The organism is Cupriavidus consociatus (assembly GCF_017814975.1).
GTDB lineage: Bacteria > Pseudomonadota > Gammaproteobacteria > Burkholderiales > Burkholderiaceae > Cupriavidus > Cupriavidus consociatus.
Window position 1 is genome coordinate 47,170 of the sequence record NZ_JAGIQA010000025.1, and the last position, 23,194, is coordinate 70,363.

Genomic DNA, 23,194 nt, shown 5'->3' on the forward strand with positions numbered 1-23,194 from the left:
GCGCCTTTCGGTGACGTCCAGTTTGACCAATACCAGGCGGTCGATGTCGAGACCGGAAAAGGCCGACCGCAGCTTGTCCATGTTGCGGCCCGTCTGTCGCTCGCTATGCTGAAGCGGCACAGCGAGCGACTAGGATGGCAAAGCGGCTACCGGAATAACCTTCGTCGCTGCAGGGCCTTAGCCACGTTCGGTCTCGTACCGACTGGCGGGAAGCGCCTCGCGTTCGTTCGCCGCATCCTGCAAGCGGAAGTCGAAGCGGATTCGGGTAAATGGGGCGGTGATTTCGAGCGACTCGTATCCTGCCGCGCTTTTTACCTGCTCAAGCTCCACGATGAGCCCGTCACGCGTTGCAAAGGCGAAATCGTCGTTCAGGTAGGTGTCACCCGGAGTGTTGACCTGCGTGGTCAGCGCACGCTTGCCCTCACCGGAAACGAGGAAGTGGATATGCGCGGGCCGGTTGCCGTGACGGCCCAACAGATCGAAGAGTTCGGATACGGGGCTGTTGGGCGGAATCGCGTAACCCGGCGGCAGGAAGCTGCGGAAGCGATAGCGACCGAGATTGTCGGTCTCGATTCTGCGACGCAGGTTGTAATCCGGCTGGGACGGGTCGAAGTGCGAGTAGCGGCCGAATTCATTGCAGTGCCAGACGTCGACCACGGCGTGCGGCACCGGCCGGCCGTCGATGCCAAGCACCTGGCCTTCCATGACGAACGGTGTGCCCTTGTTCTCGTTGCCAGCGTCGAGACGAACCTCGTTGCGCGACAGCGGGGCGCCGGGCACATAGAGCGGACCTTCGATGGCTCGCGACGTGCCGGAAGCGCGTGCGGCAGCCAGATCGGCCTCATCCTCACGGATGTCGAGCAGGCGGTCGAAGCCAAGACCGGCGGTGATGAGGCCGATCATGTCGGCTTGGCCCAGACGGGTCAGCCATTTGACGGCGGCCCAGAATTCATCCGGATTGACGTCGAATTCGTCGATGGTGCGGAACAGGTCGCCGAGGATGCGTGCGGTGATGGCGCGCACGCGCTCGTTGCCGTCCTTGCCGATGCGGCGGCTGTTCACCAGCTCAAGAAGCTGTGCGGCATTCATTTCAGCCATAATGGAGTCTCCTTTTGTTTGGGGTATTGATGGTTGGAAGCGGCCGCAAGGCCGCCGTGCTACAAATCCAGAACGATCCGGGCCGTGCGCGAGCGCGACACGCAGGCACAGATCTGCTTGTTGGACGCCTTCTCCTTCTTGGAGAGGCAGTTGTCGCGGTGATCCGGCTCGCCCGCGATCACGGGCACCACGCACGTGCCGCAAATGCCTTCGCGGCATTCGGTGTCGATATCGCAACCCGCTGCCTGCAGGGCATCGACGAGCGAAATGCCTTCCGGGACGACAATGACCTGTCCACTCTGCGCCAGTTCGGCCTCGAAGGCTCCGGCGGGAAGACTCGCCGCCTCGGGATCGGCCTGGAAGTGCTCCAGGTGAACCGCATCTGGCCCAATGCTGCGCTCGCCCTCCTCGACGACGCGGCGCATGAAGGCAGCCGGTCCGCAGGTATAGGCGAGCGCGCCCGGCGCTGCATTCGCCATGCAGCCGGCAAGCACTTGCCCTACAGCATCGCGCTCCTTGGCCATGTGGAACGTCACCTTGCCTTCGAACGCTTCGGACTCCAGGAGATGGACAAAGGCGGCATGCTCCCGCGAGCGCACAAAGTAGTGCAGGTGATACGGATGGCCGAGCCGGTTCAAACGGTACGCCATGCTCAGCAGCGGCGTGATGCCGATGCCGGCGGCTAACAGCAGGTATTCACTGGCCCCCGTCGCGAGGCTGAAGAGATTGCGCGGGGCGCTGATCGATAATTCCGCGCCTTCCTGCACTCTCTCGTGCAGCGCGGCGGAGCCTCCGCGCGAGGCGTCCTCGCGCTTCACTGCGATCAGGTAGGCTGACGTATCGTCGGGCGGGCTGCACAGGGAATACTGGCGTGTGACGCCGGTCGGCCCGAGCACGTCGACGTGAGCCCCCGGCTCATAGGGCTCAAGCGCCGCGCCATCACAGGGCACGAGGCGGAATGAGCGGATGCCGACTGCCTCTTCCACAACCTTTTCGACTCTGACTTTGTACATGACTACCCTTCCAGACTAACTACCTCGAACCAGTTTTCGCGCGCAAGATCAGCGCATCAGGAGGCCGCCGTTCGCGTCCCAGTTGGCTCCCGTGACCGCGCCCGCGGAGTCGGCGGCCAGCAGCAGCACGACTTCCGCCACATATTCGGGCGACCCAAGCCGCTGGACGGGGATCGACCGGCGGATTGCGTCGAGCCGGTCCGCCGGCACGGTTTCGTGCACGATCGGCAGGTCCAGCGGACCAGGCGAGACGCAGTTCACGGTCACCCCATGCGCAGCGAGCTCGCGTGCGAATACTTTGGTCAGGATCGCGACACCGCCCTTTGCCGCAGCGTAGTGCGCGCCAGTTGCGGTGCCGCCACTTTGCCCGGCGAGCGATCCGATGTTGACGATGCGGCCGAAGCCGCGCTGCGCGAAATGCGCGCCGAACACCTGCGAGCCGACGAAGGTGCCACGCAGGTTGATGGCCACGACCTGGTCGAACTCCTCGGGGCTGATGTCCATCAGCGCCGACACTTTGGACTTGCCCGCGTTGTTGACCAGCACATCGGTGCCGCCCCAGCGCGCCTGCAATGCCGCCAGGGCCGACTCGAAGGCGCTCTTGTCGGTCACGTCGAGGGCAAGGCCGATGGCCGATTCGCCGGAGCGGTCCAGCGAATCGGCGACGGCGCATGCCGCACGGAGGTCGAGGTCGCCAAGCGCCACCCGGTAGCCGGCGGCGTGCATGCTGCGCGCGATGACTTCGCCGAGGCCACGCGCGGCGCCGGTGATCAGGGCAACTCGTTTCATGAGACGCCTCCTACAGCAGGAATCCGAGAGCGTTCAGGCTGTCGGCGGAGTTGATCAGGCGCACCACCTTCTGTTCCAGGCGGATGCCTTGCGGCGTGAAGCGCAGGCGGTGTGTCAGGTCTGCCGCGAAAAGCGTGTGGATCTCACGCTTGTAGGCAACCAGGACCTGCGCCGAGCTGACCTCGATGACGTCGGCCGAACGCGATACCTCGGTGAAGCGCGAAACGGTGCGCACGGTACGGGCGGCATCGACGGCCGATACGGAGTTGCCGGAAGTCAGGCGCTTGATGCGCATGGCACGCATGCGCGCGTCGTCGTAGGCGTAGTTCAGCGTGGCCTCGAAGTCGGTGGTGTCCGGATCGATCGGTACCACATAGTGGCCGGTGTCGCTCCACAGTCTGGCCCATTGCTGATAGTTCTTGCAGTCGAGCAATTCGGCCTCGCGCCAGATGAACTCGGCGGCAAGCTGCAGCGAGGGCGAGACCATGGACAGTTCGTTGGGCTTATTCATCGCTCATCATCCTTTTCCACATGCGGTAGGCTTCACGCATGCCGCCTTCGTCGGTGGCGTGCGAGATCTTGTCGCCGTTGTCGGCGACGATTTCGCGGTTCAGGCCGCGGTTGACCAGGATCGGCACATCCTTGCCGGCGTACGAGCCGCGCTGCACGCGCTCCCAGGCTTCGGCGTCGTCAGGGCTGCCGAAGCCGAAGGGGCCCTGGAAGTGCTCATGGATGCGCAGCCGTTCGCGGTTGGCGACCTCGGGGCCGCCGTCCATGCCCAGGGCAATGTGGCGAATCTCGGTTTCCGTCGCCGATATCGGATGCAGCACGCGGAAGAAGGCCATCGACATCGCGACGTTGGGAAACAGGTTCAGGTTGAAGCCCGCGCCATGCAGCGAACGGACGATGCGGCGCACCTGCTCGGCCGGCATCTCCTTTGAGAGTGCCTCGGTCACGTGCGCGAAGCGTTCCTGCAACGGCTCCGTGCCGTCGTCCTGGTCGAGGTCGACGTGCCCCGGCACCATCACCATCACGCTGTGGCCGTTGCCCAGCGCGTGGGTGACCGCCTTTTCGTCGGTCATGAAGGACAGCATCTCGGACGTCTCTTCATCCACCGACGACATCCACGACTTGTGGACGATCGGGAAGTGGTAGCCGTCGGTGGTGTTCTCGAGCTGGATCTTCCAGTTGCCCCGGAAGCGGAACTTGTGTTCGCCCTGCGTCTTGATGGGGTAGCCCGCGCCTTGCTTCATGAACAGGTCGATCCAGCGCTTTGCCTCGCCGAGGAAGTCGCCGAGCGGTTCCACATCCTGGTTGAAGCTGGCGAAGACCATGCCGGCGTAGCTGTCCACGCGCAGCGAGCGCAGCGGCAGTTCTGTCTTGTCGAGGATGTCCTCGTAGCCGTCGGGATAGGGCAGGGCGCGCAGCTTGCCGTCCAGGCCGTAGGACCAGCTATGGTACGGGCAGGTGAAACCGGTGGCGTTGCCTTTCGACTTCTCGCACACCGTGGCGCCGCGATGGCGGCAGCGATTCTCGAGCACGCGGATGGCGCCGGTCTTGTCGCGCACGACAATGACGGGCTGGCGGCCAATCTTCGTGGTCTTGAAGTCGCCGGGGTTGCGGATCTCGCTCTCGTGCGCGACCCAGATCCAGGTCTTGTAGAAAATGCGCTCTTGCTCGAGCTCGAACAGGCCGGGATCGTAGTACATCGAACCGTCCACGCGGTCCGCCTGCACCAGTTGCTCAGGCTTTGCCGCGAAGGTCAGCGGCTGGTAGCTATCGTGGGTATCGTGGGAACACATGCTAGTACTCCGTGGGTTCAGTGGGAGGCACCATCGGCAGCGACGGCGCGCTCGATCCGGGTTGCGATGGCGCAGACCGTCTCGTCGTCACGCTTGCGTCCGACGATCTGGAGCCCCGCGCTGATGGTGACGCCGGGGACGCCGGGCAGCGGCACGGGCAGGGTGAGTGCGGGATGGCCACTCAGGTTGAAGGGCCGCACCAGCGAGGTCAGGCCGAGGATCGGCGCCCCTTCGCGGACTGCGGCAAGGGTCGGGGGCAATCCGGGAAGCGTGGGCAGCACGATGGCGTCGACTTCGTCGAGCACGGCGTCGACCTGCGCCATGAATGCATGGCGCACGACTTCGGCCTGCAGCAGATCGTCGCGCCCGACGTGGCAGGCGGCCAGCAGGCGTTGCTCGACATCGGGCTGCAGTGCACCCAAGCCGGTCAGGTGGCCGAAGGCCGCCCAGGTCTCGGCACTGATGATCTGCATGCCGGCCTCATAGGCGGCCCCCATGCCGTCGAGTCGGACACGTTGCGCGGAGAAGCCTGACTTGCGTAGCGCACTGGCGACGGCTTCGAGAATCGCGGGGTCCGCCTGCACATCGTCCAGCAGGCCGATGCGGAAGGACCGCCCGAAACCGTGCGCCTGCAATGCGTCGAAGCCCGGCGCAATCACCGCCATCGCGGCGACGATGCCCCCGACGTCATCCGCGAAGGGGCCAACGCAATCGAGCGAGGACTCGGCCGGATGCGCGCCCCGGCGGCTGACGCGGCCAAAGGTCGGCTTCAGGCCAACGACCCCGCAACAGGCTGCGGGCATGCGGATGGATCCGCCGGTATCGGTGCCCAGCGCGATGCGCACTTCGCCGGCGGCTACCGCGGCGGCGGAGCCGCTGGAAGAGCCACCCGGAATGCGATCGGGAGCCTGGGGGTTGACCGGTGTGCCGGCGAAGTCGTTGATGCCCGAGATACCGAAGGCGAGTTCGTGCATCGTGGTCTTGCCGACGATGGACCAGCCGGCATCGAGAAGCCGGGCCACCACTTCCGCGTGCTCGGCAGCGGGCGAGGCGTCGCGCAGCGCCCGGCTGCCCGCGGCCGTGGGGTAGCCCGCGATGTCGATGGAATCCTTGATGGCGATGGCGGGACCGGAGCCCCCCAGTCGGATGCGTGAGACGAAGGCGGTCATCGCGACGTCTCCTTGTGCGCCAGCGCGACCTCCAGGCACGACAACCGCTCCGTCTGGAAATGCGTGATGCGGGCGGTTCCGTCAGTGTCGACCGCGAATTCGACGGCCAGTCGTGCCGAAATCAGTGCGGTCTTCCCGCCGGCATAGACCGATAGCTGCTGCATGATCCAGTGGCCGCGCACAACGCCCGCTTCCGCGGCCATCGCTTCGCTGGTGAGGAAGTGCACGTTGCGCAGGAAATGCGGCGAGGGCGGAAGGTAGCCGCGCAGGAAGTCGCCGATGGCGGCCGGTCCGACGTGCCGGCCGAACCCCGTGGCGTACTCGGCACCGACGCCTTCCCATATGGCGTCGCCGGTGAACAGCGCTTCCAGTTCGCCGTCACGCGCATCGTTCGGCGCCGGCACGTCGCACAACGACATGTAACGGGACAGCGCGCACCGCGCCGCGTTCTGGGCTTCGAGCGCGGCAAGCCGGGTTGCCAGGAGACTCGCGGCGGCGCCGGTCTCGCCGGACTGCGCGATACACTGCGCTTGCGTCATGGCTCAGGCCGCCTCGGCGGGGATTTCGAGCGCGCGACCCACGCGCGCTTCGATCTTGGCGTAGCGCCACAGACTATGCTCGCCGACCGGCGTGGTGCGGAACAGGTTGCAGGCGGCGACGACGGTTGCATAGTCCACGACGTCGGCCATGATGTAGACGGTCCATGGCGACGTGGTGGAGGGGCCGACCATCAGGCGGTCATCGTCGATGGCGCCGAGGATCGTGACGCCGGGCAGTGCCGCCATGGATTTCATCATGGCGCTGAATCCCTTCCACACTTCGATGCCCTGGCCCGTCGGCAAGTCGAAGAAGTTCTGGGTGATGCCGATGCAGAAGAGGACGCGCAGGGGAGTTTGGGCAGGTTGCGACATGAGGACTCCGGGTGGTTCTGGGGTGGAAGGCGGGACGATGTAGCGGGTCAGATGTACCCCGGCATGGGGGGCACGCCCAGGCATACGGCGCCGGCGGCGTCGTACAGTCCTTCGCCAAGGAACGCGTGCTGGGTCACGACCATCGCGTCGCGCAGGTAGCGCTGCAGCGGGTGCCCGTCGTAGATCGCGGCCGTGCCCGCGAGCAGGTAGGCTGCCTGCACAGCGGATGCGCCCGCGCGCGTGGCCTGCACTGCCGCAAGGCGCACCAGGCTGGTTTGTTCGGCAGAGACGGCGTCGCCCTTCAGGATCGAATCCCAGGCCGCCTCGGTGGTCTCGTAGAAGAAGCCGCGCGCTGACCGCAGCTCGGCTTCCGCCTTGGCCACGGAGATGCGCAGGTATGGGCGGTCGGCCATCTTCGGCGCGCCGGTAATGCCGGTGCGGCCGCCGGCCATCCGCGACACCTCATCCAGCGCCGCGCGGGCGACGCCAAGATTGACCACCGCCAGTACCTGCGCCGCGTAGGCGAGGGAGGGGTAGCGGTAGAGCGGTTCGTCGACGGAAGGCGTGCCGCCGCGCACGAAGGTCCACGCGTCGGAGACAAATACGTCCCTGACGCGAAGATCATGGCTGCCGGTGCCGCGCAGCCCAATCACTTCCCAGTTCTCGACGATCTCCACATCCTCGGGCATCAGCACGGCCGTGCGTGGCTTGCCGCCGTCGCCCGCGCCGATGCCCACGCCGAGAATGTCGGCGCCCTTGCAGCCGCTCGCGAACTTCCACAGCCCGTTGACGCGCCAGCCACCATCGACCTTCTCGGCTGGCTGGATGGGAAACAGGCCACCGGCGAACGCGATGTCCGGCCCATTTGCGTAGAGGCAGGCGAGGGTGTCGCGGGGCAGGGCGGCGAGGTAGACCGCGGCCGAGCCGAAGCTCGCGACCCATCCGGCGGAGCCGTCGGCCTCGGAGATGGTCTCGATCAGCTTGAGGAATTCAGACGGCGACCGTGCATCGCCGCCAAAGCACCGCGGCGTGGCGGCGCGATAAACACCGAGCTCCTTCAGGCGGGATACCATATCCCGCGGCACGTGCCGCTTCGCGTCGAATTCATCCCGGCGGGCGCGGACCTCGTCCAGTACGCGGGCGAGCAGGTCCGGGCGCGGCCCGGCATCGGCGGCCTGGGGCGCAGCGATGCCGGGGTGTTGGTTGAGGAGGCGTTCCGACACGGCGGAATGCAACATGGTTGTCTCCTGTGGATGGCGTGGGCCGGCTCCGGGAACCGGCTCTGACGGTGTGGACCGTTGAAACCAGTCTAGCGACGGCCCAGGGGGCCAAACAATTGGAGCGAGGCGTGCATTGCCGCACGGTTTCCCGGGGCCGGGTAAAGGAAATACCTATACGGGTCGGGCTCTCCAGGCGGTACGCTTCGGGATGGATCTATTCACCGGCGCGGCCGTGGCCTCCGGGCGAGCTTCCGCGCGCAGGAACCACCATGTACTCATTCGGCAAAGACGACTTCTGTCGCATGGTCGAGGCGCTGACTCTGCGCGTGATCCTCCATGACGTGGAGACGAAATCCATCCTCTGGGCGAACCGCGCGGCGCGCGAGACACTGGGCTTTACGCTGGAAGAGTTTCCGGCGCTTAAGGCACCCGACATGACCAGCAGCGCGGCGAAGTACCGGCGTGAGGTGGGGCTCAAATGGCTGGATGACGCGGCCCGGACGGGCCAGAGCGTGATCGAATGGTGCTACCGGGCAAAGAACGGCAACGAGATCCTGTCGGAGGCCATCGCCACGCGTGTGGCGCTGGAGTGCCGTGACGTGCTGATGGTGCAATTCCGGGACATCTCGGGGGAGGAGGCGCTGAAGCGCGAGCTGCGGCGCTCGGAAAGCCGGCTCAGGGAGTTCATGCATGACCTGGCCGAAGGCGTCTTGGTGGTGGATCGGGGCGGGACCGTGGTGTACGTCAGCGAATCCGGGTGCCGGATCCTCGGGCGTGCCGAGGAAGACGTGCTCGGGGCGACGTTTGACACCTTCTGCGAAGTTCCCCTGATGCCTTTACTGCGCGACAACGTGCCGCCGGATGCGGCCACCCGGGGCTCCTTTTCCACGCGGTACCGCGTGCGGACCGCGACGGGGGAGCTGCAGTGGCATCAGGCGGCCATGCGCTACGTAGAGATCGAGGACGATGTCAGCGGCTACCTGCTGCTGTTCCGCGACGTCACCGCGCAGGTCGCGGCCGAATCCCTGGAGCGCGAGCGGGAGCGGGAGATCGAATACCTCGCCCGTTACAACGCCATGGGGGAAATGGCGATGACCATCGCGCACGAGCTGAGCCAGCCTCTCTCCGCGACGCGCAACTTCATCGAAGGCGCTTCCTTGCGACTGGCGCAGAACCATGCCGATCCGCATCCGATCCGCTTCGGGCTCGAGGCGGCGGCGCGCCAGGTGGAGCACGCGTCGCTGATCATCAAGAGCATGCGCGAGTATGTCGTCAAGCTCGAACAGGCCGAGGTGCGGGCGAACCTGAACGACATCGTCAACGACAGCGCGTATTTCATCTCCCTCAAGTGCGAGGAAGCGGATGTGCGGCTCGAGCTGGCGCTAGCCACCGACCCGTTGCCGATCAGTTGCGAGAAGGTCCTGATCGGTCAGGTGATCCTCAATATCGCGTTCAACGCCATTGAGGAGATGGCTGCGCTCCCCAGCGACCGCCGCACGCTGCGCATCGAAACCTGCGCCGACGACGACAAGGCGATCCTCACGGTGCACGATCAGGGGCGCGGGCTGCCGCATTCCGACAGTCAGCGCATCTTCGACGGATTCTTCTCCGGCAAGCCGGGTGGGAACGGTATCGGGCTCGCGCTCTGCAAGAGCATCGTGTCGCGGCATCGCGGCGACATCTGGGCGCAGAATCGCGTGCCCTACGGCACGTCATTCGCCTTCTCCGTGCCACTGTGCGGGAGCCCTGCCGACCGCGGACGCCGTGCCGCAGGCCGCCCCGCCAGCTAGCCCGACGTGCCGCCCGAAGCCGACGCCCAGACCTCCATCACCTCACGCACCAGCGTGGCCGTGCTCACCACGCCGAGTTTCTCGCGGATCTTGGTGCGATGCACATCGACGGTCTTCACGCTGATGTGCAGTTCGTCCGCAATCACCTTGCTCGCCTTCCCGTCCAGCACGCGACGCAGGATTTCCTGTTCGCGCGCGGTGAGTTTGTCCAGCTTCGCGCGGATCTTCCTGCGCTGCTCGGCGCAGTCATGCAACTGAACCGCCCGCTTCAGGGCGCCCTGGATTTTCTCGAGCATCTGCTGCGGGTTGTAGGGCTTTTCGACGAAGTCGATCGCGCCGTGCTGCAGCGCCTTCACCGACATCGGAATGTCCCCGTGCGCCGAGACGAAGATGATCGGCAGCGTTGCACCTTGCGCGTTGAGGATTTCCTGTAGCTGGAATCCGCCGGTCTCGGGCATGCGGACGTCCAGCACCAGGCACGCAGGACGCCTGGGATCGTAGGCGGCCAGGAAGTCCCGCGCACCGGCAAAGCACTCGGCTTGGACCGACACCGTCTCGAGGAGCCATGCCAGGGAAGTACGGAGTTCTTTGTCATCGTCGACGATGTAGACGATAGCCGAGGAAGCAGTCATGTCGGGGGCGCTTTCGTGTATGACGTACCGCACCAACGGGGCGGCGGATGCACATCTGAGTAGGCTGCCCGGCCGGGTGCTTGAAGTGTCAAGGGTACACCAAGCCTGCTGCGTACCAGGATAAAGAAAACACGTAGACGGCCTCTCTCTAGCCTGCCAATCCGGGTGGTTCGCATGAATAGCGGCCACGCCTAGCATTGCCCTACGCTTTCAGCGAAGCCGATAACGAAGGGAGGCCCCCCGATGAATGCCGTCAACCAAACAGAATTCCGCCAGGCCATGGCGCACCTGCCCGCCGGGGTCAACATCATCACGACACAGGGCTCGGCAGGCCGGTGCGGTATCACTGCCAGCGCCGTGTGCTCGGTAACCGACTCGCCGCCGACCATCCTCGTCTGCGTGAACCGGGCCAGTGCCTCGCACGCCGTCTTCCAGCGCAATGGCCGCCTTTGCGTCAATGTTTTGAATAGCGAACAGGAACAACTTGCCCGGCATTTCGCCGGCATGACGCAGGTGCCGATGGAAGACCGTTTTGCCTGGGACATCTGGGACGAAGGCGATGCCGACCAACCGGCCCTGCGCGATGCCATTGTCAAGCTGCAAGGCAGCATCAGCGATTGCAAGGAGGTGGGTTCCCACTCGGTCATCTTCGTCACGCTCGATCGTGTCACCGTCAGCCAGCAAGGTGGGAGCCTGGTTTACTTCAATCGCGATTTTCACTGCGTACAGCGTGCGAGATAGCGCCTGCCGTCCTGTGCCGAAGCGCACCGCTGGCGCACGTTCCTGCAACGCCGTTCCATCGTCGCCACGTTGGGCGGCAGCACTTTGGCGCGGGCCTAAGGGAATTACCTATGCGCCCTGCCAGAACCCTCTATGCGAGCGCAAATGCGACCCAATATCGCGCACCCGCGGTACGTCATACGCTGCGCTGAGAATTTCATCAAAGGAGAGAGGCAATGCCAGTCGTGCAGGTTTACCTGATCGAAGGACGATCGCAGGAGCAGAAGGAGGCATTCATCACCAATGTCACTGATGCCGCAGTCAATGCGCTTGGCGTCGACCGCTCTTCGGTCAGGGTGATGTTCCTCGACGTCCCGAAGACCGACTACGCCATCGGCGGCCAGACCGCGAAGGCGCTTGGCCGGTAAGCCTCCAGTCACTCAAGCAAGAAATGCGACACCGGGCCGTCTCAGCATCGCACACGGCCTGACAAAGGCGTACGCCCACCACGGTTGTCGCGGCCACTATCTACAAAGGAGACAAGTCATGCGACCAGATAGCGATCTTACGATCGATGCCATGCCCGCCGCTGCCATGCCGTTGCCGGGGAAAAGCTTCCGCGAAGCAGACGCCATGGCCGGCGAACGCGGAGTCCGAAGGATCTACCGCTGGTTGCTCGCCCTTCTCGTTCCGCTGCTGATGCCGCTCACGGGACTCGCCGCTGATGGACGACCCATGGAATGGGTTGTCGGGTACGCCGCAGGCGGCGGCTCCGACGTTGTCGCCCGTATGCTGGCCGAAGCGATGGGCAAGACGCTCGACCGCACCATCGTCGTCGTCAACAAGCCGGGGGCCGGTTCCAACATCGCAGCCGACTACGTCGCCAAGAGCAAGGACATCGGCAACGTCGTGATGACCGCCGATTCGGCGATGTTGGCCGCCAACCCATCGCTCTACAGCAAACTCACCTACAGCGCGGAGAAAGACTTCGCGCCGGTCGGATCGATCGCTCGCTTTCCGCTGGTGCTGGTGGTGGCGCCGAAGGTGCCGGCGACTAACCTGAAGGAGTTTCTTGCCTGGGCCAAACGCAACCCGGAGGGCATGACCTACGCCTCGCCGGGAGCAGGCAGCCCGCACCATCTGGTGACCGAACTGTTCCGCCAACAAACAGGACTGAAGCTTACGCACGTGCCGTACCGCGGCGCGGCGCCGGCGCTGCTGGACCTGATCGGCGGCCGGGTGCCGTTCATGTTCGTCGACACCTCGAGTGGAGGCGCCTACATCACGTCGGGCAAGGTCAAGCCGATCGGCGTGGCCAGCGCCTCACGGCTCAAGACGATGGGCGAGGTTGCAACCTTGAGCGAGCAGGGCATGGCCGGCTTCGAGGCCTATGCGTGGCAGGCGCTGGTGGTGCCGACGGCCACGCCGCGGGAGGCAGTCGCCGCCCTCAACAAGGCGTTGGTCGAGGCGCTCGGCACGACGGCCATCAAAGCGCGCATGCAGGCACTCGGCATCGAGCCCACGCCGAGCACGCCAGCCGAACTCGCCACGTATGCGCGCAGCGAGCGTGAGCGGTGGGGACGCGTGATCCGCGATGCCGGAATCAAGCTGGATTGATTCGCACGCGAGCAAGGAGACCTTGGCATGAGCAGGTACCGCAACAACCCCGACGCCGTGCGCGCGCGAATCGGCATGCCGAAAATGTGGGTATGAAGCGCAGTATCGCGTGAACGTGCAGCTTCTCGAAACTCCATACCGCTGCTCGCAGTGCCGTGAAACTATGGCGGCATGGATGGCGGCCAAACGAGGCTCGGCCACTGCGAGCAGGGTACTGCAGGGCGCTGGCGCGGAAATATGTGGGGGGCGAGTTGGAGTTGTGATCGCGCAGCATCCGCTTCGACGCTCGCTCACGCGTACTTGATGGAGGTCTTCCGCAAATTGTGTGAGGACGAACTTTGTGTGACGAGGATGCCCTGGCGTGGAAGACGTTTTAGCGTAGAACTCCACCGCTCACCGCCACTCTTCTTTTTGTTAACCTTCGGTCTGGCCATTGCTCCATGGTAGCCTGAAGGCCGCCCGCACAGCCGGTAAGTCGGCGCGCAGGCTTTGCGCGAACCGACGCATTTCCACAGCGTCGCAGCACGACAAACGTGTCAACCATCGATCGAAATGTCGCACACGCCGGTGCATGAGCCCCAGAAACTCTCGCGCGAGACTGCGGACCTCGCCCACCATGGGTTCGATCTTGCACAGCGCCTGCACGAACCGCTCGTGGTCCGCGCTTTTTGGCTCCTCGACGGCGAGGTTCCTCCATCCCACAAGCCTTCCGAATACGCGCGGGGCCGACGGAATCGGCATCGTTCGCACGGGCTCCAGGACAAGCGGCCTCTTGCCCAGCGGATAGAGGAGGCGGGTCACGCAACTCTGCACGGAGCCGCGACTTCCCAAGTAACCTCGCTGCTTGAGTTCTTGGCAGATCAGTTCAGGAAAGCGACAGCCCTGAACGATTCGTTCCTCGATATAGTCGCGATAGGGATCCAAAGGCGTCGGACCCTGCGCCTTGGGTGCGCGCTCGGGGGCGGTGGAAATGCGCAGATTCGCGCAAAGCCTGCGCGCCGACTTACCGGCCGTGCGGGCGGCCTTCAAACTGCCATGGAGCAATGGCCATACCGATGGTCACGTCAACCGGCTCAAGTTCCTCAAGCGTCAGATATGTGGCCGCGCGAGCATCGAGCTTCTGCGGCTGTGGGTAATGAAGCCAAACTGAAAGTGCGACCTGCCTTGTCCTGCTGGACACGCTGGTCCGATCGCCATCGCAGGCGGGTGAGACCGTGCAGCCGGCACAAGGCTACCAGACTCGCCCACATGGTCACCAGGAAAAATGATGGTGGGGGCCGGAGACGACCCCGTTCCACGCTAAAACATCCTTCAGCGCGAGGTCGTCGTCGTCACACAAATTGCGGAAGACTCATCGTTACTACACTTCAAGACTTCACGGCGGGATGGACCGGTACGCCCCCAGCGTTGTGGGATAATCAGTCTTGCTTTCCCGCTGCCTTCGAAGATCATTGGCGAGTCGGCTCTGAAATCAAATATTAGGCGTAGTCAACTCATGGAACCGAAATTTCAACGCGGGTGGCATCTCGCAAAAACTGACCTCGAGCAGAGGGCCACAGAGTTCGAGTGGGCGTTGATCCGGTTCCATGAGTCATTTTCCCGCTTCGTGCTGTCCACCGGGATGGTGACGATTGCCGCCGACGTGGATATCAAGTACGAGGAGCACGTCATTCTTCACGTCATCAGGATGCAGGACCGGCCGAAGAACAGTGCCACCATTGCGCGCCTGATGAACCGCGATGATATCCCCAATATCCAGTACAGCTTGCGCAAGCTGGAAGCGGCCGGTCTGATCGAGAAGCAGCGAGAAAAGAACAGCAAGACCTTTGCGTACAACGTCAGCGAGCTGGGAGTCAAGCTGACGGACGAATATTACAAGGTCAGGGCTGAGATTCTGGTGAAACGGCTGGAAGAAATCAGCGAGGTGTCGGAGAAATTTGAAAAGGCATCGCGCTTCCTGTCGCTGCTGACAGGCATCTACGAGGAAGCTGCGCGGGATTCAGCGACGATCACACCGTTGCGGGAAGACGAACAGGAGTGAAACCAGGGCCGGGCGTTGAGCGCCTGGTTTCGTCAATCGGCCTCAGCGCGTGACCGTGACTCCCGGATGGTGGCGGTGCCAGTCGGTGACCTGCTGGAATGCCATGCCGGCACGGCACAGCAGCGCTTCTTCGCCATGGCGCGCCACCAGCTGAAATGCGATCGGCATGCCGTCCGCGGTGAATCCACACGGCAGCGTGATCGCGGGATGTCCGGTGGAATTGAACGGTGCCGTGAACTGGATCAGGCGGCTGTTCAGCTCCGGGTCTTGCGCGAGTGCGCCCAGCTGTTCATGCGTGGGGGCGGCGAATGGCTGCACCGGCACGACCAGGAGGTCGATGTCCTGCATCAGCTTGTTGACCTTGCCACGGAAGGCAGCACGGTTCAGCAGTGCTTGCTGATAGCGCATGCCGCTGGTATTGCGGCCGATCTCGATCAGCCGGGTCAGCGCGGGCCCGTATTGCGCCGACAGGCGCGGGAACGTGTCCGCATGCGCCACGGCGACTTCGACGCCACAGTTGATTTCCCATTCGTCGACCACGGTGCGCACGGCGGGAAAGCGAACGTCACGGATCTCCCCGTCCAGCGCCTTGAGTACGGCGATGGCCCGGTCGATAGCCTGGCTGATGACGTCATCGGTGCCTTCTTGATTCCATCGCGCATCGACACCGATGCGCAGGCCACCCAGGCTACGCCCCTCGGCGGGCAAATCCAGATCCGATGGCGGCAGCGAAGTCGGGTCGAGCGGATCGTGGCCGGCAATGGCTCCGAGCATCAGCGCGGCATCGGCGGCGCTGCGTGCGATCGGGCCCACGTGGTCAAGGCTCGCGCCGAGCTCGAAAACGCCCTGGCGGCTGACCCGGCCCCACGTCGGCTTGATGCCGGTCAGGCCATTGGCCGCCGCCGGGAAGCGGATCGAGCCGCCGGTGTCCGTGCCGATCGATGCGTAGCATAGCCCGGCGGCGGTGGCCACACCGGAGCCGCTGGACGACGCACCGGCCCAATGGTTCGGGTGCCACGGATTGACCGGCTCCGCCACGCTCGGGTGGTGGGTGGCGAAGGCGCCCTCGGTCAGCTGCAACTTGCCCAGCACGATGGCGCCGGCCTGGCGCAGCTTGCGCACGACGGTGGCATCCTCCGCCGGGATAAAGTCCTTGTGGATCGTGGTGCCAGCGGCGGTCGGGGAACCGGCCAGCCAGCAGAGGTCCTTGACTGCCACCGGCACGCCGTGCAGCGGGCCCAGCGGACCGCCCTGCATCAGCGCAAGTTCGGCTGCGCGGGCCTGTTCCAGCGCCTGTTCAGGCAGGACCAGGGCGTAACTGTGCAGGGCCGGATCGAGTTCGGCGATCCGGGTGAGGATCGCTTCGGTGACGGCTACCGGCGAGATCTCGCGCGCGCGGATCTTGCGCGCAAGCTCCGCGGCTTCCCAGTAGTGAATATCTTCGTTCGGCATAAGCAATTGGTCGGGGAGTGTTGTCCGGTGTCCTCAGCTCAGGCCGAGTTCCGCGCGATTGCGCGTCAGCGTATCGATCACGGCGTACAGGATCTTGCGCGCGCAAGGCAGCAAGTCCGGGATATAGGTGGCACCCATGCCGCCCAGGCCCTCGGCCACGCTTTCGGGCGACCCTTGCGCCGGCCAGGGCCAGCCGATGCGTGCGGTCGGAATGCCGAAGCGGCGCAACGCCGCACCGTCGGTCTGTCCGCCAAGCAGGTCGGGAGCGCCGTGCGGGCGCGCCTCGACATCCTCCCAGCCCCGCCTGGCTGACTGGATGATCCAGTTGGACGGCGCGGTGGTGCCGCCGGGCACGGAGCCATACATCTCCCAATCAAGATCCAATGCCGGATGCCGCGCGCGCAGGTCTGCGACAAACTGCGCGAACTGGGCCTTGACCTCGGCCGGGCTGGTGCGCGGATTGATGCGCACGTCGAAGAAGATCTCGGTGACCGCCGATGGAAACGCCGGCCGCTCCGGCCAGCCGGCGCGCACGCCGGCGATCCAGCCGTGCGGCTTGACCACGCCGGAAGTATTGCGCTCCGCGTATTCAATGAGCCACTGCTCCAGTTCCAGGATCACCTGCGCGGCCGGCACCACCGAGCTGCGAAAGCCCGGCGTGCCGCGCGGAACGCCGGCGTAGCCGAGCGTCCCGTTCACGCTGAGCTTGAACCATCCCATCCCAGGCTCTTCGTGGTAGACCCAGTTCCACGGCTTCATGATGATGGCGAAGTCCGGCGCGACACCGCGCGACAGCAGATGCACGACGCCGCCGGACATGCCGGCGTGATCGCGCTCGGCGACATTGACGGGCATGCCGCCATCGGCCGTCGCCAGGATCAGGTCGCCGACCAGCGGCACCTCGGCCTCAAGCAGCGCCGTCGCGACCTCGGTCAGCGTCGCCACCATCGCTTTGGGGTTGGACGAGCCCAGGCCATAGACCCAGTCTCCTACCATTCGCGCGGCAGGCAGCAGATCGACATGGTCGGTGGTGCCGGCCCATGGACGATCCGTGGCATCGGCTTCCAGGTGCGTGTCGATCGGCGCGTACAGCATCAGCGTGGCGCCGCCGCCGCTGCCGCGTTTCTCGCCGACGGCGTTGCCCGTGCGGGCGTTCATCGGGCGGTATGACGATGTCAGCCCGACCCTGGACATATAGCCAGCCATGAACTGGTTGACATCGCGTACGGCGCCGGTCGGGCTATGGATGTCCGTCAGGTCGGACAGAAGTTGCTGCAGGCGCCGGGCATCGATTCTGGCGCAGGCCTTTTCATACCAGCCTTGCTGTTCTGGCGAAAAGGGTAGGGAAATGGTGGGCTCCACGATGGCTGTCTCCGGCGCTTCCTGTGTTGATCCGCAATCAGTTCGACGGTGCGAACTGCTCGGCGTAGATGTTTTCCGGACGGACCCCGATCTGTGCAAGGCGGCGGGTGGCCGCTTCGATCATGGCCGGGGGGCCGCACAGATAGGCGACGGTGTCGGCGTGCGTGGCATCGCCTTCCCGGATCGCATCAACCGGGTTGCCGGTAAGCAGGTCGCCGGTCGCGCCCCGGTCCACCGAGATTCGCGCCGCAAGGCTGGGCAGCCATTGCTGGCGCAGCGCGATGTCATCCAGGCAGAACAGCGCATCGGGCGTGGCGCAGCCAAAGCTGAGCATCACCGGCGGCTTGCGGCCCGACGTGTTGCGGATGGTGTCGATCATGGACAGGATCGGCGCCAGCCCGGTGCCACCCGCCACCATGATGTGTGGCGCGCGCACTTTTTCCCGCAGGAAGAAGCTGCCATACGGGCCCTCCAGCTCCAGCACGTCGTCGCGGGTGGCGCGCTGTTCCAGGTAGCCGGACATGACGCCGTCATGCAGCAGCCGGATCAGCAGTTCGATCTTCGGCAGGTCGGCGGCCGTGCTGGCCGGCGAATAGCTGCGCACGATGTCGGTGCCGGGAACGCGCACCTGGACGAACTGGCCCGGCTTGAAGTCGAAGGACTCGCCTTCGGCCAACTCCAGCGTCAGGCGCACGACATTGGGCGCCACTTTCTCGACGCTGTCGACAAACGCGTTGACCTTGACGGCGCGGCCGGCGCCGGCGTTGCTCTCATAGTTCAGGTCAAACGTGCAGTCGGTCTCGGGCTCGGTCAGGCACAGCAGGCGCTCGCCCGCCTCGTATTCGCTGCGCAGCAGGGTCGAGCTTGCGCCGGCACGCATGCCTGCCTGGCCTTCGGACAAGCGCGCCGTGCAGCTCGAGCAGCTGCCGGAGCGGCACTGGTGGATCAGCGGCACGCCGGCGGCGAGAGCGGCGTCAAGCACGCTCTCGCCGTGCGGCACGGCAACCGATCGGGTCGTTCCGTCGCGAAAGCGCAATGCGACGTTCTTTGCAGTGGACATACAGATACCTCGGTTGCCGCCTGGATTACTCGTCTTCTTCGATCTTGGTGACGAAGTACGCCGTGGCCTGCTTGCCTTCCGACGCCTTCTTCAGCCGCATGGCCGACGCCTTGACCGCGCCATCCACGCCGCGGCCCGGCTTGGCGATGCCCCGGTTCCAGCGCGATGCCAGCTTGCGCCAGGTGATCGGCGAGATGTCCGTTGCCATCAGCTGCTCGTTGTCCCAGCCGGTGCCGTCCGCGTAGAAGTCCTGCATCGCTTCGCGCGCATAGAGATCGCAGTCGTTGAAGCCGTGCAGGCACAGGGGCTTGTACAGATAGTCGAAGCGGTACTTGTAGTCCTTGCGTTCCTGCTCGGTGTTGCAGACCTTGACCAGCACTTCCCAGTATTCATAGGTGTCATCGGTGACGGGCACATACCACTCGTACTGGACTACGTGTTCTTCCGGCCAGTTTTCCACCATCAGCACGCCGGGCAGGACCACGGAGGTGCGGTACGGACGCGCGTTCAGGTTGTCCACCTTGAGGCCTACCTTTTCGTTCTCCAGGATCGGCTTCCACTTCTCGGTGAAGAGCCACTGCACCAGGCCCTTGGGACCATTGTCGTCTTCGACCACGGCGATGCAGTCGTCGGCGGTCGGCACGATGCCCAACGGCAGCACCCAGTCCTTGGCGTGGATGATGGCGTTGTCCTTGTGCACCAGGATGTGGGCATTGTCGAAACCGTTCTCGCAGGCGATGCGCCAGTTGGCATAGCCGGTGCGGTGCATGCCGTAGGCGACCACGTTCTCGTCCAGCAGGCTAGGCGCGGACGGCCACAGCGGGTGCGGGAATTTCTCGCTGTTCTCGGGGAAGCGGAACGGCAGGTCATGCGACAGCGGGGGCACGTCTTCGTCCGGATAGTCGTCCTCGCGCACGAAGACAAAGATCATGCCGGCGACTTCCTGCACCGGGTAGGTGGTCAGGCCGGTGGTGCCGATCAGCTTGTCATCGGGGTTGCCGGCGATGGTCGCCAGGTTGCCGCTCTCCAGGTCGAAGGTAAAGCCGTGATACCAGCAGCTGATGGTGTCCTTGGTCAGGCACATCGGCTTGGCGGACAGGCGCACGCCACGATGAACGCACTGGTCCTTCAGGGCAAAGATCTTGCCGTCCACGCGGCGCAGCACGATCGGGATGCCGCAGATCTGGATGCCTTCCACACCGTCTTCCGGCAGTTCCTTGCTGAACAGGGCCGGATACCAGTGATTGATGAACCCCCAGGCTGCGTCCTTATACGGCTGGTACTGGCTTTGCACCTTGGCGTCATTGACACGTGCGTTGCTGATTTCGTTTTTCGTTTCACCGCTGCGCCGGCGGATGACGGGCTTGTCGCTCATTTTCAGGTTCTCCTCGTATGGGGCTTGGTGCTGGGGGCAATCCATGGCCGTTGGCCATCGATGACCGAAGATTACGAAATCATGAATTGACTGTCAATCGAAGTTCAATCAAACTTCGCATGACAATAAATCGATAAATGATTGATTGTGTAGGGTAGGACGCTTTGACGCCTGGTGGAGCAGCGCGCGCCTAGGGTTAACCTCTAGATGTGCCATCCGCGGGCTTCCTAATCAAGAAATCGGGGAGACATCCAATGAGGAGACTGAAGGTCATTGCCGCCTGTGCGGCTGGCCTGGCGGGCACGGTGCATGCACAGAGCAATGTGCAGGTGTACGGCATCATCAATACCGGAGTGATGTACGTGTCCAACCAGGGCGGCAGCAGCAACCTGGTGGCGGATCCGGGCACCCAGGCGCCAAACCTGTTCGGCTTGCGCGGTACCGAAGACCTGGGCGGCGGCATGCACGCCGTGTTCAAGCTGCAGGGCCAGTTCTCAATGAAGGACGGCCGTTCCATCGGCAACCTGTTTGGCCACGAGAGCTACGTCGGCATTCGCGACGACCAGTTCGGCACGCTCACGTTCGGTAATCAGATCGATTACATGTTTTATTCGCTGGCACTTGATCACTGGGGCCCGGTGTTCCCGTTCATCAGCTGCATCAGCCTGCGCCAGGGCCCATTCTCGGGTCTGGGCGTGCCCAATACGCCCGGCGGCTCGTTCGACTTCGACCGGGTCGCGGGCCTTTCCATGCCGAACTCCGTCAAGTACCAGAGCCCGGACTTCGGCGGACTCTCGTTCGGCGCTCAATACAGCCTTGGCGGGCAGGCCGGTTCATTCGGCAACAGCAGTGGCCAGAGCGCCGGCATCAACTACCACGTCGGCAACCTGCGACTGAACGGCGCCTATACCTATGTCAAGTATCCGCAACTGAATGCCGGCAACGATGGCATCCGCAACTTCGGCCTGGGGGCGTCCTACGCGATCGGGCCCGCGGTGGCCGCGCTGATGTACACCAACACGGAAAACACCGCGACCGGTGCAAGGGTCGCGGTCTATGAAGGCGATGTGACCTGGGCCTTCGCCCCGGCCTGGCACCTGAACGCTGCCTACCAGTACATGCAGGGCAACGAAACGCTGGACCGGCAGAGCGCCATGCAGGGCACCTTGACGCTGCTTTATTCGTTCTCCAAGCGCACCAGTGTTTATGCGGATCTGGTCTACCAGAAGGCTTCCGGGGCCGGGAAAGCGTGGATCAGCCTGGCGCCGGGACCGTCGTCGGGTGCCAACCAGGTGGCGGCCAACATTGGCGTGCTGCACACGTTCTAGCCGACAAAAATTTTTTTGACCCAATCCATCGAACATCAATTGATATTTGATGGATAAAACTCAACAAAACCGCAGGAGACGAGCAAATGAGCGCCCTTACCCAGCCAACTATCCAGGCAGCCCGCGCCCATGAACCCGGCGGCCGCTTCCGGCTCGACACGATTCCGCGCCCGGCCCTGCTGCGCCCCACCGATGTGCTGATCGACGTGAGGGCGTCGGGCGTCGTGCCCAACCTTCGCAACGTGATGAGCAACTATGGCGAACGCGCCTATCTGACGGTGCCGGACCTGCCCGCGATCTACGGCTTGGACACCGCCGGCGTCGTTGCCGAAGTGGGCAGCCAGGTCACCGGCATCGTTCCAGGCGACCGTGTGTATATCAACCCGGGGCGTTCGTGCGGCTCGTGCCATGCATGCCGGACCGGCGAACCCATCAACTGCACGGCTTACACCTTCCAGGGCTATTTCGGCTTCGGGCCGGAGTCCAGGCGCATGTACCAGCAGTATCCGTATGGCGGCTTCAGCGAAATTGCCACCGCGCCGGCGGATGGCCTGATCAAGCTGCCCGACGCGGTCACCTTCGAGCAGGCCGCGCGTTTCGGCTACCTCGGCACGGCGTATTCCGGCTTGCGCAAAGCCGGCGTCGCGGCTGGACGCACGGTGCTGATCAGCGGCGCCACCGGCACGCTCGGGCTCGGCGCCGTACAGATAGCACGCGCCATGGGCGCGACCCGGATCCTGTGCGTGGCGCGCAACGTCGATTTGCTGGAGCGCGTGCGCGCGCTCGACCCGCAGCGTATCCGCACCCTTTCCTACGGGACGCAGCCGCTGGCCGAGTGGGTCCGCGCCGAGACCGACGGCCTTGGCGCCGATGCCTTTGTCGATGCGATCGGACCAGGTGCCTCGCACCAGATCACGCTGGACTGCATCACCGCGCTGCGGCGCGGTGGCCGCATGGTGGAGATCGGGGCGATGTCGGATCCGTTGCCCGTCAACCTGCATCAGCTGATGTGCGCGCAGGTCAGCCTGGTCGGATCGCTCTGGTTCTCGGTGGCCGAAGGCCAGGAGCTTGCCGCCATGGCAGCGGCGGGCACGCTCGACCTCAGTGTCTTCGAGCACCACCGCTTCGGCCTGCATCAGGTCAATGAAGCCCTCGCCACCGCCGAAAAGCGCGCTGGCGGGTTCGTCAACGTGGTTGTCGTGCAGTGACACGGCAACCGATCCCTAACGGATAAAGGAGCAAGCAATGCTAAGACGCATCGTTACCGGCGAGCGCAATGGGCGTTCCGTGATTGTCTCGGACGGCCCCGTATCCACCACGCATGACTATGCCGCGGTCCCCGGCTTCCAGACCACGCTGGCATGGGCCACGCAAGCCGTTCCGTCGCTGCCTCAGGACGGCACCGATCCGGTCGTGACGGCCAGATCCGTCACCCCCGACCCACACGGCACGCGCCTGCTTGTGGTCCAGTTCCCGCCCGACAGCGTGATGGCATCGCCGCAGTTCGATCCCGCGGCGGCAGGCGAAGAGTATGCGCGCCACCTGCCCGGGCTGGCCGAAGCCTTCGAGGCGGATGGCTCCGGCATGCACCGGACCGCGTCGGTCGACTACGACATCATCGTTTCGGGCGAACTCTGGCTGGAAGTCGATGGCGGCGAAGTCCGCCATCTCAAGGCTGGCGACATCGTCATCCAGAACGGCACGCGGCATGCCTGGCGCAACCGCGGCGAGCAGCCCGCCGTGATGGTGGCGGTGCTGATCGGCGCCGACAGGTAAAGTTTGGGGCAGGCGCCAGCGGCACCCACTGCCGCTGGC

Annotated in this window: 22 protein-coding genes and 1 pseudogene; 8 read left to right on the top strand and 15 right to left on the bottom strand. The window is 64.6% G+C overall.

Annotated elements, in window-relative coordinates:
* Positions 1-177 precede the first annotated feature (177 nt).
* Genes J8I82_RS27840 through J8I82_RS27880 form a run of 9 tightly spaced genes read right to left on the bottom strand, consistent with a single transcriptional unit; the run spans position 178 to position 8,020 of the window.
* Positions 178-1,098, bottom strand: a complete 921-nt coding sequence (locus tag J8I82_RS27840; RefSeq protein ID WP_209762059.1) for a dioxygenase family protein — start codon at positions 1,096-1,098, stop codon at positions 178-180.
* A 59-nt stretch (positions 1,099-1,157) separates the two neighbouring features.
* Positions 1,158-2,111, bottom strand: a complete 954-nt coding sequence (locus J8I82_RS27845; RefSeq protein WP_209762060.1) for a PDR/VanB family oxidoreductase — start codon at positions 2,109-2,111, stop codon at positions 1,158-1,160.
* Between the two features lie 48 nt (positions 2,112-2,159).
* Entirely contained in the window at positions 2,160-2,900 is a 741-nt protein-coding gene (locus tag J8I82_RS27850) for an SDR family NAD(P)-dependent oxidoreductase (RefSeq protein WP_209762062.1), read from the bottom strand.
* Between the two features lie 10 nt (positions 2,901-2,910).
* On the bottom strand, positions 2,911-3,411 hold the full coding sequence (locus J8I82_RS27855; protein ID WP_209762064.1) for an aromatic-ring-hydroxylating dioxygenase subunit beta: 501 nt from the start codon (positions 3,409-3,411) through the stop codon (positions 2,911-2,913).
* Positions 3,404-4,702: an aromatic ring-hydroxylating oxygenase subunit alpha gene (locus J8I82_RS27860; protein WP_209762066.1), complete on the bottom strand. Its 1,299-nt coding sequence runs from the start codon at positions 4,700-4,702 to the stop codon at positions 3,404-3,406. Before J8I82_RS27860 ends, J8I82_RS27855 begins: the two co-directional genes overlap by 8 nt.
* 17 nt (positions 4,703-4,719) lie before the next feature.
* Positions 4,720-5,871, bottom strand: coding sequence for an amidase (locus J8I82_RS27865; protein ID WP_209762068.1), 1,152 nt, complete (start codon positions 5,869-5,871; stop codon positions 4,720-4,722).
* A complete protein-coding gene (locus J8I82_RS27870) occupies positions 5,868-6,410 on the bottom strand; it encodes a nuclear transport factor 2 family protein (protein WP_209762070.1) in 543 nt (180 codons plus the stop codon). Before J8I82_RS27870 ends, J8I82_RS27865 begins: the two co-directional genes overlap by 4 nt.
* A gap of 3 nt (positions 6,411-6,413) precedes the next feature.
* Positions 6,414-6,782 carry a hypothetical protein gene (locus tag J8I82_RS27875; RefSeq protein ID WP_209762072.1) on the bottom strand — a complete coding sequence of 123 codons (369 nt, stop codon included), beginning with the start codon at positions 6,780-6,782 and terminating at the stop codon, positions 6,414-6,416.
* Between the two features lie 47 nt (positions 6,783-6,829).
* Positions 6,830-8,020: an acyl-CoA dehydrogenase family protein gene (locus tag J8I82_RS27880; protein ID WP_209762074.1), complete on the bottom strand. Its 1,191-nt coding sequence runs from the start codon at positions 8,018-8,020 to the stop codon at positions 6,830-6,832.
* A gap of 251 nt (positions 8,021-8,271) precedes the next feature.
* Here J8I82_RS27880 and J8I82_RS27885 point away from each other — a divergent pair, with 251 nt between their 5' ends.
* On the top strand, positions 8,272-9,792 hold the full coding sequence (locus J8I82_RS27885) for a sensor histidine kinase (protein WP_209762076.1): 1,521 nt from the start codon (positions 8,272-8,274) through the stop codon (positions 9,790-9,792).
* Here J8I82_RS27885 and J8I82_RS27890 read toward each other — a convergent pair.
* Positions 9,789-10,424 (bottom strand): response regulator transcription factor, encoded by a 636-nt coding sequence (locus tag J8I82_RS27890; RefSeq protein ID WP_209762078.1) that lies wholly within the window; start codon positions 10,422-10,424, stop codon positions 9,789-9,791. The genes J8I82_RS27885 and J8I82_RS27890 overlap by 4 nt on opposite strands.
* 243 nt (positions 10,425-10,667) lie before the next feature.
* On the opposite strand from J8I82_RS27890, the gene hpaC reads away from it, so the two are divergent.
* The 3 genes and pseudogenes from hpaC to J8I82_RS27905 all read left to right on the top strand — a co-directional run bounded on the left by hpaC (position 10,668) and on the right by J8I82_RS27905 (position 12,761).
* Positions 10,668-11,165, top strand: a complete 498-nt coding sequence (gene hpaC / locus J8I82_RS27895; protein ID WP_209762080.1) for a 4-hydroxyphenylacetate 3-monooxygenase, reductase component — start codon at positions 10,668-10,670, stop codon at positions 11,163-11,165.
* Positions 11,166-11,374: 209 nt separating this feature from the next.
* Positions 11,375-11,572: pseudogene (locus tag J8I82_RS27900) on the top strand (tautomerase family protein); the annotation flags it as partial.
* Between the two features lie 271 nt (positions 11,573-11,843).
* A complete protein-coding gene (locus J8I82_RS27905; RefSeq protein ID WP_245180196.1) occupies positions 11,844-12,761 on the top strand; it encodes a Bug family tripartite tricarboxylate transporter substrate binding protein in 918 nt (305 codons plus the stop codon).
* A gap of 414 nt (positions 12,762-13,175) precedes the next feature.
* Here the strand turns inward: J8I82_RS27905 and J8I82_RS38560 are convergent, their stop codons facing one another.
* Positions 13,176-13,790 (bottom strand): hypothetical protein, encoded by a 615-nt coding sequence (locus tag J8I82_RS38560; protein WP_245180184.1) that lies wholly within the window; start codon positions 13,788-13,790, stop codon positions 13,176-13,178.
* A gap of 466 nt (positions 13,791-14,256) precedes the next feature.
* Between J8I82_RS38560 and J8I82_RS27920 the strand changes: the two genes are divergently transcribed.
* Positions 14,257-14,802, top strand: a complete 546-nt coding sequence (locus tag J8I82_RS27920; RefSeq protein WP_022539927.1) for a winged helix DNA-binding protein — start codon at positions 14,257-14,259, stop codon at positions 14,800-14,802.
* Positions 14,803-14,844: 42 nt separating this feature from the next.
* Here the strand turns inward: J8I82_RS27920 and J8I82_RS27925 are convergent, their stop codons facing one another.
* Genes J8I82_RS27925 through J8I82_RS27940 form a run of 4 tightly spaced genes read right to left on the bottom strand, consistent with a single transcriptional unit; the run spans position 14,845 to position 20,051 of the window.
* The gene (locus J8I82_RS27925) at positions 14,845-16,254 is read right to left on the bottom strand and encodes an amidase (RefSeq protein WP_209762084.1); all 1,410 of its coding nucleotides are present in this window, start codon (positions 16,252-16,254) and stop codon (positions 14,845-14,847) included.
* 33 nt (positions 16,255-16,287) lie between these two features.
* Positions 16,288-17,616, bottom strand: coding sequence for a zinc-binding metallopeptidase family protein (locus J8I82_RS27930; protein WP_209762086.1), 1,329 nt, complete (start codon positions 17,614-17,616; stop codon positions 16,288-16,290).
* Between the two features lie 37 nt (positions 17,617-17,653).
* On the bottom strand, positions 17,654-18,676 hold the full coding sequence (locus J8I82_RS27935) for a ring-hydroxylating dioxygenase ferredoxin reductase family protein (RefSeq protein WP_209762088.1): 1,023 nt from the start codon (positions 18,674-18,676) through the stop codon (positions 17,654-17,656).
* Positions 18,677-18,701: 25 nt separating this feature from the next.
* Complete coding sequence (locus J8I82_RS27940; RefSeq protein ID WP_209762090.1) at positions 18,702-20,051, bottom strand: aromatic ring-hydroxylating dioxygenase subunit alpha; 1,350 nt, start codon at positions 20,049-20,051, stop codon at positions 18,702-18,704.
* A 254-nt stretch (positions 20,052-20,305) separates the two neighbouring features.
* Here J8I82_RS27940 and J8I82_RS27945 point away from each other — a divergent pair, with 254 nt between their 5' ends.
* The 3 genes from J8I82_RS27945 to J8I82_RS27955 all read left to right on the top strand — a co-directional run bounded on the left by J8I82_RS27945 (position 20,306) and on the right by J8I82_RS27955 (position 23,155).
* Positions 20,306-21,379, top strand: coding sequence for a porin (locus tag J8I82_RS27945; RefSeq protein ID WP_209762093.1), 1,074 nt, complete (start codon positions 20,306-20,308; stop codon positions 21,377-21,379).
* Between the two features lie 86 nt (positions 21,380-21,465).
* On the top strand, positions 21,466-22,587 hold the full coding sequence (locus J8I82_RS27950; protein WP_209762095.1) for an alcohol dehydrogenase catalytic domain-containing protein: 1,122 nt from the start codon (positions 21,466-21,468) through the stop codon (positions 22,585-22,587).
* A 37-nt stretch (positions 22,588-22,624) separates the two neighbouring features.
* Entirely contained in the window at positions 22,625-23,155 is a 531-nt protein-coding gene (locus J8I82_RS27955; RefSeq protein WP_209762096.1) for a cupin domain-containing protein, read from the top strand.
* Positions 23,156-23,194 lie beyond the last annotated feature (39 nt).

What these genes read in the sequence shown, in the direction of transcription:
- J8I82_RS27870 (WP_209762070.1), bottom strand. Translation starts at nt 6,410, where the DNA reads ATGACGCAAGCGCAGTGTATCGCGCAGTCCGGCGAGACCGGCGCCGCC.
- J8I82_RS27875 (WP_209762072.1), bottom strand. Translation starts at nt 6,782, where the DNA reads ATGTCGCAACCTGCCCAAACTCCCCTGCGCGTCCTCTTCTGCATCGGC.
- J8I82_RS27945 (WP_209762093.1), top strand. Translation starts at nt 20,306, where the DNA reads ATGAGGAGACTGAAGGTCATTGCCGCCTGTGCGGCTGGCCTGGCGGGC.
- J8I82_RS27955 (WP_209762096.1), top strand. Translation starts at nt 22,625, where the DNA reads ATGCTAAGACGCATCGTTACCGGCGAGCGCAATGGGCGTTCCGTGATT.
- J8I82_RS27935 (WP_209762088.1), bottom strand. Translation starts at nt 18,676, where the DNA reads ATGTCCACTGCAAAGAACGTCGCATTGCGCTTTCGCGACGGAACGACC.
- J8I82_RS27905 (WP_245180196.1), top strand. Translation starts at nt 11,844, where the DNA reads ATGCCGCTCACGGGACTCGCCGCTGATGGACGACCCATGGAATGGGTT.
- J8I82_RS27890 (WP_209762078.1), bottom strand. Translation starts at nt 10,424, where the DNA reads ATGACTGCTTCCTCGGCTATCGTCTACATCGTCGACGATGACAAAGAA.
- J8I82_RS27885 (WP_209762076.1), top strand. Translation starts at nt 8,272, where the DNA reads ATGTACTCATTCGGCAAAGACGACTTCTGTCGCATGGTCGAGGCGCTG.
- J8I82_RS27880 (WP_209762074.1), bottom strand. Translation starts at nt 8,020, where the DNA reads ATGTTGCATTCCGCCGTGTCGGAACGCCTCCTCAACCAACACCCCGGC.
- J8I82_RS27940 (WP_209762090.1), bottom strand. Translation starts at nt 20,051, where the DNA reads ATGAGCGACAAGCCCGTCATCCGCCGGCGCAGCGGTGAAACGAAAAAC.
- J8I82_RS27865 (WP_209762068.1), bottom strand. Translation starts at nt 5,871, where the DNA reads ATGACCGCCTTCGTCTCACGCATCCGACTGGGGGGCTCCGGTCCCGCC.
- J8I82_RS27855 (WP_209762064.1), bottom strand. Translation starts at nt 3,411, where the DNA reads ATGAATAAGCCCAACGAACTGTCCATGGTCTCGCCCTCGCTGCAGCTT.
- J8I82_RS27950 (WP_209762095.1), top strand. Translation starts at nt 21,466, where the DNA reads ATGAGCGCCCTTACCCAGCCAACTATCCAGGCAGCCCGCGCCCATGAA.
- J8I82_RS27840 (WP_209762059.1), bottom strand. Translation starts at nt 1,098, where the DNA reads ATGGCTGAAATGAATGCCGCACAGCTTCTTGAGCTGGTGAACAGCCGC.
- J8I82_RS27925 (WP_209762084.1), bottom strand. Translation starts at nt 16,254, where the DNA reads ATGCCGAACGAAGATATTCACTACTGGGAAGCCGCGGAGCTTGCGCGC.
- J8I82_RS27920 (WP_022539927.1), top strand. Translation starts at nt 14,257, where the DNA reads ATGGAACCGAAATTTCAACGCGGGTGGCATCTCGCAAAAACTGACCTC.
- J8I82_RS27860 (WP_209762066.1), bottom strand. Translation starts at nt 4,702, where the DNA reads ATGTGTTCCCACGATACCCACGATAGCTACCAGCCGCTGACCTTCGCG.
- hpaC (WP_209762080.1), top strand. Translation starts at nt 10,668, where the DNA reads ATGAATGCCGTCAACCAAACAGAATTCCGCCAGGCCATGGCGCACCTG.
- J8I82_RS27845 (WP_209762060.1), bottom strand. Translation starts at nt 2,111, where the DNA reads ATGTACAAAGTCAGAGTCGAAAAGGTTGTGGAAGAGGCAGTCGGCATC.
- J8I82_RS27850 (WP_209762062.1), bottom strand. Translation starts at nt 2,900, where the DNA reads ATGAAACGAGTTGCCCTGATCACCGGCGCCGCGCGTGGCCTCGGCGAA.